Source organism: Phenylobacterium sp. (assembly GCF_035276905.1).
In the GTDB taxonomy this organism is placed as follows: domain Bacteria; phylum Pseudomonadota; class Alphaproteobacteria; order Caulobacterales; family Caulobacteraceae; genus Phenylobacterium.
In genome coordinates this window covers 1-9,955 of the sequence record NZ_DATELG010000081.1, presented here as the reverse complement: position 1 = coordinate 9,955, position 9,955 = coordinate 1, and the positions used below count along the sequence as shown (strand labels likewise).

Here is a 9,955-nt window from a genome sequence, read left to right as displayed (position 1 = left end):
CGAAGACGTGCGCCGTTTTCGCGATGAGGGGTTCGTAAGGCTGGACAGTTTCGCGCCTCCCGAGGAGGTGCAGGCGGTGGCGCCGATCTATGACCGGCTGTTCCTGCGCCGGACCGGCTGGGAAGAGGGCAACTACTTCGATATGGGCGAGCCGGACGAGAGCGAGGCCCATGTCTACGCCGCGCCGCAGATGCTCCAGCTGAGCCGCTATGCGCCGGAGCTGAAGACCCTGCCGCTCTTCCGGCGTTGCCATGCCGCGGCGAAACAGATCCTCGGCTCCTCGGCCAAGCTCGACCTGGACCACGGCATCTTCAAGCCGGCCAAGCACAGCGCCCCGACCCCCTGGCATCAGGACGAGGCCTTCTGGGACGGGCGCTACGATCACGACGGCCTGTCGATCTGGATCCCCCTGGAGCCGGTGGACGCAAGCTCCGGCTGCATGCAGTTCGTGCCCCGGAGCCACCGCGGCGAGGTGATGCGCCATCGCACGATCAACAACGATCCCCGTGTGCACGGCCTCGAAGTGGCGGACCTGAACCCGCCGGTGGTCGAGGTCTGTCCCCTGCCGCTGGGCGGAGCGACGGTGCATCATGCGCGCACCCTGCACTATTCGGCGCCCAACACCTCGCCGCGGAACCGGCGCGCCTACATCCTGGTCTTCACCGGCCGCAAGCGACGGCGGCTGTTCTCGCGGCCGCAGTTCCGCGAGATGACCGCCCAGTCCGTGCGCTTCCAGCGCGAACGGGCCGCGACCCTCGCCGGATCGCCCTGATCGCCGCGCACGCGGCGCTCTCATCGAGGCCTCGCCGGAGCCTGAGGCGCCCGCCCGTCGGCGGCGTCTAGTCTGACGCCGGCTGTCGTAGGCGGCCGGCTGCAACTGCGGCGCGCGTGCCCCCGTGCGCCGCTTCCGGCAAGCGTTTGGTCGCGCTTCCGGGGGCCTCGTCCGCCTCGCCTTCGGGTTCAGGAGGCGGGCGGGGCCTGGGTCGCCCCGTGCTCAGCTACCGTCACCGACGAGGCCTTCCTGCAGGCGATCGGGGCGACGCGGCGGGTGGAGGTTGGCGCGAGCGCATAGTTTCGTGCTGAGGAGCGGGTCAGATCACATGCGGCGCGGTGCAGCTGACATCGTTGATCTCCGGCTCGACGTGTATCCTCTCCACCATGCCGTTCTGGGCGATGAGCAGGAACCGCTGCAGGCACACGCCCATGAAGAGTTCGGGCGCGCGCGCGAGGAGGCCCGCGCTCCGCCCGAACTCGAGGTTGCCGTCGGATAGGAAGCGCAGCCGTCCTTCGGGATCGATGCGGCGGCTCCAGGCGGCCAGGGTCCACGGATCGTTCGGCGCGATGCAGACCAGCCCGTCGAAGCCCGAGGCCAGCAGCGACGGCGCGCTGTCCACGAAGCCTGGCAGGTGCAGCTGCGTGCAGACCGGCGTGAACGCCCCGGGCGCGCCGACGATGACGAACCGTCCTCGCGCAAAGAGCTGCGATGTCTTGCGGATCGCGAGCTCGCCGCCTTCGATGAAGGCCAGGCTGGCGTCGGGAAGCCGATCGCCGCGGGCGACCTGACCGCTCATCGCGACAGTTTCGGACATGGCGTGAGGATGCGTGGAACCGGTAAACCGGCCGTTGAGCCGGCTTCCTACGGGTCCGCTGCGCCCCGGCTCTCACCCCGTCCGATCCCCCGCCGCGAGCGGCGTCGGCTCGCCGAACCGGTGCGGGTCGTCGCCGAGGGCCAGGCGGATCCTGGCCACCTCCGGGGCGGTCTCCAGCGCCTCGACCAGCTGGTAGAAGGCCTCCTTCTCGTCGAGGGCCTCCTTCTTCGCGAGGTGGTCGGCGACCAGGTCCTCGATGCGGCTGATCAGCTCGTCGGCGGCCTGCAGCGCCTCGCGCAGCGTCTCCGGATCGTCGCGGCGTCGCGCCTTGCCGGTCACGGGCGGCCTCCTCTCAGCGCACGCTCGTCCAGGGCTTGGAGAGCAGGGTGGCGCAGTTGATCAGGCCGACCAGCGAATAGGTCTGCGGATAGTTGCCCCAGAGCTCGTCGCCGTCGAACGAGATGTCCTCCGACAGCAGGCCCGCGGCCGTGCGCCGGTCCAGCATCTCCTCGAACAGGGCCCGCGCCTCATCCGTCCGGCCGGAGAGATGCAGCGCCTCGATCAGCCAGAAGGTGCAGAAGTTGAACGCCGTCTCCGGCAGGCCGAAGTCGTCGGGCACGGCGTAGCGCAGCATGAAGGTCCCGCGCCTCAGGCCCTCCTCGACCGCGCGCATGGTGGCCTGCATGCGCTCATTGTCCGGCGCGGCGAAGCGCACGTCGACCATCTGCAGCAGCGAGGCGTCCAGCTCGTCGCCCTCGAAGGTCGCCGCGTACCGGCCGAGCTTTTCGTTCCAGGCGCGTTGCTCGATCGTCCGGTGCACCGTCGCCGCGCGCTCCTGCCAGTAGGCCGCCCGTTCCGTCAGGCCGAGCTTGATCGCGGCGTTGGCCAGCCGGTCGCAGGCCGCCCAGCACATCACCGAGGAATAGGTGTGCACCGCCTCGCGCCCGCGGAACTCCCAGAGGCTGGCGTCGGGCGCATCGTGCACCTCGAACGCCCGCTCGCCGATCGGCTCCAGCGAATAGAAGTCGTCCGCCGTCGCCGGCCGGAACAGGCGCTCGTCGAAGAAGGCCTGCACCGTCGACAGCACGATCTGGCCGTAGACGTCGTGCTGGTGGTGCTCGTGCGCCTGGTTGCCGACGCGCACCGGCCCCATGCCGCGATAGCCGGGCAGGTGCGGGGCGATCCACTCGGTCAGCACCGGCTCCAGGCCGACGCCGTAGACCGGCTGTACATGGCCGGCCTTGCAAGGGATCGGGCGGGGCGGCGGCGAGGTGGTCTCGATGGTGCCCGCCGGCGCCTCGGTCAGCGGCTCGGCGCAGCCGCGGGTGGCCTGGTCCACGATGTTGCGCAGATAGACCAGGTAGTTCTCCAGCATGTCGGCGGCGCCCAGCCGGTTCAGCGCCTGGACCACGTAATAGGCGTCGCGAAGCCAGCAGTAGCGATAGTCCCAGTTGCGGGCCAAGCCCTCGGCGGCAGGGTGCTCGGGGATCGAGGTGGTCAGCGCCGCGACGATCGCGCCGGTCTCCTCATAGGCGCAGAGCTTCAGGGAGATGGCGGCGCGGATCACCGCCTCCTGCCACTCCAGGGGCACCGACAGCGTGCGCACCCAGGTGCGCCACGCCTCCAGCGTCTCCTTCAGCATCCGCTCGCAGGTGCCCTGCACCTCGCCGTCGAAGCTTTCGTCGGGGCCCAGGAACATCGCGATCGGCTTCTCCAGCCGGAAGGTGCGCTCGGCCTTGATGTGGCCGACCGGGGCGTCCGTGGTCAGCCGCAGGGTGACCTCGCGGCTGACGTAGCGGATGTGGTTGGAGCCGACCGTCTGGATGCAGGGCCGCGCGCCGTAGTCGTCGGTCGGCCGCAGGCGGATGCGGATGCGCGGCGCGCCCCAGACCGGCCGGACGATCCGGATGAAGGCGAGCGGCCGATAGGTCCGGCCGTAGTGCCGGTAGCGCGGGCAGAAGTCGATGATCTCGACCCCGGCGCCGGAGCGGTTGGTGGTGACGGTGCGCAGCACCGGCGTGTTGCGCAGGTACTGCTGGTCGGTGCGGACGGCGTCCTCCACCGTGATGTCCCAAAGGCCCTGGCCTTCGGCGTCCGCGGGATCGCCGCCGCTCAGCAGGGCGGAGAAGAACGGGTCGCCGTCGAGCCGGGGCACGCAGGCCCAGACGAACCGTCCGGCCCGGTCGATCAGGGCGCTGGCGGTGCAATTGCCGATCGGAAAAAGGTCGAGCGTCTGCTGCAATGTCCCCTGGCCTCGGTTCTCGAATTGCGATGCGCGTCCCCTGCTGACGCGCCGTTAAACGTTCATTGGCTATGCTTGGCTCCGAACCTGTGCGAGACGCTTGCGCGTTCGCCCCTCGCCGCCACACCTCAACCGACGAGAAGCCGGATGATCCGCGCCCGACATGCCCGCATTGTGGCGACCCTCGGACCTGCGAGCCGGGCGCCGGAGCAGGTGAGGGCGCTCGCCACCGCCGGCGCCGATGTCTTCCGGGTCAATTTCAGCCACGGCGGCCACGACGACCACGCCAGGACCATCGAGGCGGTGCGCGAGGCGGAAGCCGCGCTCGAGCGCCCGCTGGCGGTGCTGGCCGACCTGCAGGGGCCCAAGCTGCGGCTCGGCAAGTTCAAGGACGGCATGGTCGAGCTGCACGCCGGCCAGCGCTTCCGCATCGACCTCGACGACGCGCTGGGCGATGCGCAGCGCGTGCGCGCGCCCCACCCAGAGGTGTTCGCCGCCCTCAGGCCCGGCTCGTCGATCCTGCTGGACGACGGCAAGGTGCGGCTGCGGGTGACCGAGCATGGCCCGGACTTCGCCGACACCGTGGTCGAGGCCGGCGAGAAGCTTTCGAACCACAAGGGCCTCAACCTGCCCGGCAACGCCATCCCGATCCCGGCGCTGACCGACAAGGACCGCAAGGACCTGGCCTTCGCGCTGAACCAGGGGGTCGACTGGGTGGCGCTGTCGTTCGTCCAGCGCGCCGCCGACATGGCCGAGCTGCGCCAGATCGTCCGCGGCCGCGCGGGCGTCCTGGCCAAGATCGAGAAGCCCGCCGCGCTCGAGGTGCTGGACGAGATCCTCGACCTCTCCGAGGCGGTGATGGTCGCCCGCGGCGACCTCGGCGTGGAGCTGGCGCCCGAGGACGTGCCGGTGGTGCAGAAACAGCTGATCCGCGCCGCCCGCGACCGCGGCATCCCGATCATCGTCGCCACCCAGATGCTGGAGTCGATGATCTCGGCGCCCGCGCCCACCCGGGCCGAGGCCTCCGACGTCGCCGGCGCCGTCTACGAGGGCGCCGACGCCCTGATGCTGTCGGCCGAGACCGCCGCCGGCCAGTACCCGTTCGAGGCGGTCTCGATCATGGACCGCATCATCGCCCGGGTGGAGAAGGACCCCCGCTGGCCCGAGCTGATGGCCGCCGAGCATCAGCTCGGCGACGCCGACGCCCTGGTCGCCGCCGCCACCCAGGCCGCCGACATCGCCCACACCGCTTGCGTCGCAGCCTTCACGGCCACCGGCCAGACGGCCCTGCGCGTCGCGCGCGAGCGTGCGCTGGCGCCGACCCTGGCGCTGACCCCCAACCTCGCCACCGCCCGCAAGCTGGCGCTGGCCTGGGGCGTCGAGCCGCGCATCGTGCCGGACATCCACGACCCCGAGGACATGCCCAGGCTCGCCGGCGAGATGGCGCTGAGGGCCGGCCTCGCCCAGCCCGGCGACCGGATCATGATCCTCGCCGGCATCCCGATGGGCTCGCCCGGCGCCGCCAATGTCCTGCGCCTGACCCACGCGCCGCGGCGTTAGGCGAAGATGCTCCCCTTTGGGGGAGCTCCGCGAAGCGGTGAGAGGGCTTCCGCTCAAAAGGGGGAGGATCTGCGCGAAGCTGACCGAGGGGCGTTCGCTGCGTTAGGTGTGCAAGCGAGGCTGACGACATGATCGAGTCCTTCCCCAATCTCGCCGCCGCCGCCGAGGCCGCGGCGTTCGGCATCGGCCGGCAGCTTTCGGGCGCCCTGCGGACCCACGGCCGGGCGGGCCTGGTGGCGACCGGCGGGCGTTCCCCCGGGCCGGTGTTCGACCGGCTTCGCCGGGGACCCGAGATCGACTGGAACCGGGTGATCGTCACCCTGTCCGACGAGCGCTGTGTGCCGCCGACCGATCCGGCCTCGAACGCGCGGGGCGTGCGCGAGCGGCTGCTGACCGGGGCGGCCGCCAAGGCGCACCTTATGCCGCTGTGGCCGGAGCCGGATCCGGCCGCGCTGGCCGCGATCATGCCGTTCGACGCGGTGATGCTGGGCATGGGCGAGGACGGCCACATCGCCTCGCTGATCCCAGGCGACCCCGGACTGGCGGCGGCGATGGACTTGAGTTCCGAGCGACTGACCGTTTCCGTGCCTGCGGGCCTTGGCGATCCGCCGCTCGCGCGCATCAGCCTGACACTTTCGGCCCTGCTTCAGGCGCGGGCGATCTTCCTCTTGATCGCCGGCGAGGCTAAGCGCGAGGTCTTGGTAAACGCACTGGCGGGCGCCGACCTGCCGGTCAGGGCGTTGGTGTCGCAGACGCGTGTTCCTGTCAGGGTCCTCTGGTCCCCGGCTCACGAGGTTTAGTCCATGCATCCTGTCACGGCCGAAGTCACCGAACGCATCGTGGAGCGCAGCCGCGAGGCGCGGGCCGACTATCTGGAGCGGATGCAGGCGGCGAGGCATTCGGGGCCTGGACGGGCCAAGCTCTCCTGCGCCAACTGGGCCCACGCCTTCGCCGCCGAGGACGACGCGGCCAAGACCCGGATGCGCGACCCCGCCGCGCCCAACGTCGCCATCGTCTCGGCCTACAACGACATGCTCTCGGCCCATCAGCCGCTGGAGCGCTTCCCGCCGATCATCAAGCACGCCGCGCGCGAGGCCGGCGGCACGGCGCAGTACGCCGGGGGCGTGCCCGCCATGTGCGACGGGGTCACCCAAGGCCGGCCGGGCATGGAGCTGTCGCTGTTCAGCCGCGACGTGATCGCCATGGCGACGGCGGTGGCCCTGACCCACGACGCCTTCGACGCGGCCCTGATGCTGGGGATCTGCGACAAGATCGTGCCGGGCCTGTTCCTCGGGGCCGCCGCCTTCGGCCACCTGCCGACCATCTTCGTGCCCGGCGGGCCGATGACCTCGGGCATCTCCAACGCCGAGAAGGCGCGGACGCGGGCGCTCTACGCCGAAGGCAAGGCGACGCGCGAGCAGCTGCTGGACTCGGAGATGAAGTCCTACCACGGCCCGGGCACCTGCACCTTCTACGGCACGGCGAACTCCAACCAGATGATGATGGAGATGATCGGGCTCCATCTGCCGGGCTCGGCGTTCGTGACGCCCAACACCCCCTTGCGCGACGCCCTGGTCGCCGCCGCGCCGAAGCGGGCGATCGAGATCCGCGACGGCGGCAATGACTACACCCCGTTCTCGGCGGTTGTGGACGCAAAAAGCATCGTCAACGCCGCGGCCGGCCTGCTCGCCACGGGGGGGTCGACCAACCACACCCTGCACCTGGTGGCCATGGCGCGCGCGGCCGGCGTGCTGCTCACCTGGGAGGACTTCGACGACCTTTCGCGCGTCACCCCGCTGATCGCGCGGGTGTATCCGAACGGCTCGGAGGACGTGAACGCCTTCCACGCCGCCGGCGGCATGGGCTTCGTCGTGCGCCAGCTGCTGGACGCCGGCCTCGCCCACGAGGACGTCATGACCGTCGCCGGCCAGGGTCTGCGGCGCTACCAGCAGGAGCCCTTCCTCGACGGCGGCAAGCTCACCTGGCGCGACGGGGCGGGCGCCTCGCTCGATCGCGAGATCCTGCGCCCGGCGGACGATCCGTTCCAGGCCGAGGGCGGCATCCGCCTCTTGACCGGTCCGCTGGGCCGCGCGGTCATCAAGACCTCGGCGGTCAAGCCGCAGCACCTGGTCATCGAGGCGCCCGCCCTGGTCTTCGAGGACCAGGACGCGCTCTTGGCCGCCCACGCCCGCGGCGAGCTCAACCGCGACTTCATCGCCGTCGTCCGCTTCCAGGGGCCGATGGCCAACGGCATGCCGGAGCTGCACTCCCTGACCCCGGTGCTCGGCGTCCAGCTCGACAAGGGCTTCAAGGTGGCGCTCGTCACCGACGGGCGGATGAGCGGGGCGAGCGGCAAGGTTCCGGCGGCGATCCACGTGACGCCCGAGGCCGCCGCCGGCGGCCCGCTCGCCTATGTGCGCGACGGCGACGTCATCCGGCTCGACGCGGCGGCCGGAAGGCTGGAAATCAAGGTCGACGCGCGCGAGCTCAAGTCGCGCACGCCGGCGGTGGCCAAGCCGGCGGGTTTCGGCTACGGGCGCGAGCTCTTCGGCTGGATGCGCCGGGTCGCGAGCCCGGCGGACGCCGGCGCGTGCACCCTTTTCGAGGCGGCCTGAATTGAAAGCGCAGTACGAAGGTCTGGTCGGGGACGTCGGCGGCACCAACGCCCGCTTCGCCCTGGTCGATTCCCAGGGCCACATCCGCCACCCCCGCAGCTTCCCGGCGAAGGAATACGCCAGTCTCGGCGACGTGATCGCCGAGTACCTGGAGCAGACCATGGGCCGCAAGCGCCCGCCCCGGGCGGTGATCGCCGTGGCCGGCCCCGTGCTCGACGGCGAGATCGAGTTCACCAACCTCGACTGGCAGATCTCCGAGGGCGATCTCCTGGCGCACTTCGAGTTCGAGGCGGTGCGGCTGATCAACGACTTCGCGGCCCAGGCGCTCGCCTGCCCGCAGCTGGAGGCCGACGACCTTCGCGCGCTGGGGCCCGAGCTGCGCGGCGGCGCCGACTGTCCGATGGTGATCCTGGGCGCCGGCACCGGCTTCGGGGTGGCCGGCCTCGCCCGCGGCGAGCGCGGCGACGTGATGATCGCGACCGAGGGCGGCCACGCGGGCTTTGCCCCCTATGACGAGATCGAGGTCGAGCTCTGGCGCCGGCTCAAGGCGGCCCACGGCCGGGTCTCGATCGAGCGCCTGCTGTCCGGGCCGGGCCTGTTCGACCTCTATCTCGCGCTTGCAGAGATTGACGGCGCCAACGCCGAGCTGGCCGACGACAGGGGCGTGATCGAGGCCTGCAACGCCGGCGACCGGCGCGCCGGCGCCGCCGTCGACCGGTTCTGCGCCATCCTGGGCTCGGTGGCCGGCGACCTGGCGTTGAGCTTCGGCGCCCGCGGCGGGGTGTTCGTCTCCGGCGGCCTTGCGCCCCGCGTCGCCGACCGGCTGGCGGCCAGCGACTTCCGCCGCCGCTTCGAGGACAAGGGGCGGCTCAGCCCCTACCTCGCCCAGATCCCCACCTCGCTCGTGCTGCACCCCTATCCGGCGATCGTCGGCGCGGCGCGCGAGCTCGCCCAGATGGAGCGTCTATGACCCTCGATCAGATCCTCAAGCTGGGCCCGGTGGTCCCCGTCCTGGTGATCGAGGACGTGGCCCACGCCGTCCCGCTGGGCCGGGCGCTGGTGGCCGGCGGGCTGTCGGTCCTGGAGATCACCCTGCGCACGCCGGCGGCCCTCGAGAGCGCGCGGCGGATGATCGCCGAGGTCGAGGGCGCGGTGGTGGGCCTGGGCACGGTGCTCGATCACAAGACCCGCGAGGCCGCCGCCGAGCTGGGCGCGGCCTTCTGCGTCAGCCCCGGGCTGATCGCCGATTCGCCCGCCGCCGGCCCGGTTCCGCTGCTGCCGGGAATCGCCACCGCCACCGAGCTGATGGCCGGCCTGGCGCTGGGCTACGAGCGCTTCAAGCTGTTCCCGGCCAACGTCGTCGGCGGCGTCGACGCGCTGAAGGCCTTCGCCAGCCCCTTCGGCCAGGCGAAGTTCTGCCCGACCGGCGGGATCAGCGCCAGGAACGCCGCCGACTACCTGGCGCTGCCGAACGTGGTCTGCGTCGGCGGCAGCTGGGTCGCGCCGGCCGACGCCGTGCGCGCCGGCGACTGGGACCGCATCACCAACCTAGCCCGCGAGGCCGCCGCGCTCGCAAAGCCGGCGGCGGCGTCGACCGAGGGGTGAGCATGGATCGCTCCGAGCCGGCCAACGAACAGCTGCGCTGGACGGTGACCGCCACGGCGCGCCCGGCCGAGGTGCCCGGCACGGCGACGGTCAGCATCTTCGCGCGCAACCAGATGACGCCGGAGCTGGCCTTCGACATGCTGGTCGACTGGCACGCCGGCGCCGAGGCCGCCGACGTCGAGGGCCGCGCCCTGGTGATCCTGTCGCTGCTGATCCGCGAACTGGCGGCGGAATGCGAACGGGTCGCGGGGGAACGCTTCGACGCGGGGTGACCTGGACGCTTGGCGCCCGGTAGGTTGCGCGGCCAGGGTTTCGGCGGCTCTACCGCCCGACGAACACCCCCG

The 9,955-nt window shown here is 71.5% G+C and carries 10 protein-coding genes; 7 read left to right on the top strand and 3 right to left on the bottom strand.

The genetic code is table 11. The features are described 5' to 3' along the window. Positions 1–772 (top strand): phytanoyl-CoA dioxygenase family protein (locus tag VJS38_RS03415; RefSeq protein ID WP_324086750.1); only part of this gene is annotated, 772 nt, incomplete at its 5' end. Positions 773–1,091: 319 nt separating this feature from the next. Here the strand turns inward: VJS38_RS03415 and VJS38_RS03410 are convergent. The 3 genes from VJS38_RS03410 to VJS38_RS03400 all read right to left on the bottom strand — a co-directional run bounded on the left by VJS38_RS03410 (position 1,092) and on the right by VJS38_RS03400 (position 3,831). Then, positions 1,092–1,589: a peroxiredoxin gene (locus tag VJS38_RS03410; protein WP_324086749.1), complete on the bottom strand. Its 498-nt coding sequence runs from the start codon at positions 1,587–1,589 to the stop codon at positions 1,092–1,094. Between the two features lie 72 nt (positions 1,590–1,661). Then, positions 1,662–1,928: a hypothetical protein gene (locus VJS38_RS03405; protein ID WP_324086748.1), complete on the bottom strand. Its 267-nt coding sequence runs from the start codon at positions 1,926–1,928 to the stop codon at positions 1,662–1,664. A gap of 13 nt (positions 1,929–1,941) precedes the next feature. After that, positions 1,942–3,831 (bottom strand): glycoside hydrolase family 15 protein, encoded by a 1,890-nt coding sequence (locus tag VJS38_RS03400; RefSeq protein WP_324086747.1) that lies wholly within the window; start codon positions 3,829–3,831, stop codon positions 1,942–1,944. Positions 3,832–3,978: 147 nt separating this feature from the next. On the opposite strand from VJS38_RS03400, the gene pyk reads away from it, so the two are divergent. From pyk to VJS38_RS03370, 6 genes are all read left to right on the top strand, one after another. Beyond that, complete coding sequence (gene pyk, locus VJS38_RS03395) at positions 3,979–5,391, top strand: pyruvate kinase (protein ID WP_324086746.1); 1,413 nt, start codon at positions 3,979–3,981, stop codon at positions 5,389–5,391. Between the two features lie 128 nt (positions 5,392–5,519). Beyond that, positions 5,520–6,191, top strand: a complete 672-nt coding sequence (pgl, locus tag VJS38_RS03390; RefSeq protein ID WP_324086745.1) for a 6-phosphogluconolactonase — start codon at positions 5,520–5,522, stop codon at positions 6,189–6,191. Between the two features lie 3 nt (positions 6,192–6,194). Then, positions 6,195–8,006: a phosphogluconate dehydratase gene (gene edd, locus VJS38_RS03385; protein WP_324086744.1), complete on the top strand. Its 1,812-nt coding sequence runs from the start codon at positions 6,195–6,197 to the stop codon at positions 8,004–8,006. A 1-nt stretch (position 8,007) separates the two neighbouring features. Further along, positions 8,008–8,976: a glucokinase gene (gene glk / locus VJS38_RS03380; protein ID WP_324086743.1), complete on the top strand. Its 969-nt coding sequence runs from the start codon at positions 8,008–8,010 to the stop codon at positions 8,974–8,976. After that, entirely contained in the window at positions 8,973–9,611 is a 639-nt protein-coding gene (gene eda / locus VJS38_RS03375; protein ID WP_324086742.1) for a bifunctional 4-hydroxy-2-oxoglutarate aldolase/2-dehydro-3-deoxy-phosphogluconate aldolase, read from the top strand. Before glk ends, eda begins: the two co-directional genes overlap by 4 nt. Positions 9,612–9,613: 2 nt before the next feature. Further along, entirely contained in the window at positions 9,614–9,883 is a 270-nt protein-coding gene (locus VJS38_RS03370) for a hypothetical protein (protein WP_324086741.1), read from the top strand. Positions 9,884–9,955 lie beyond the last annotated feature (72 nt).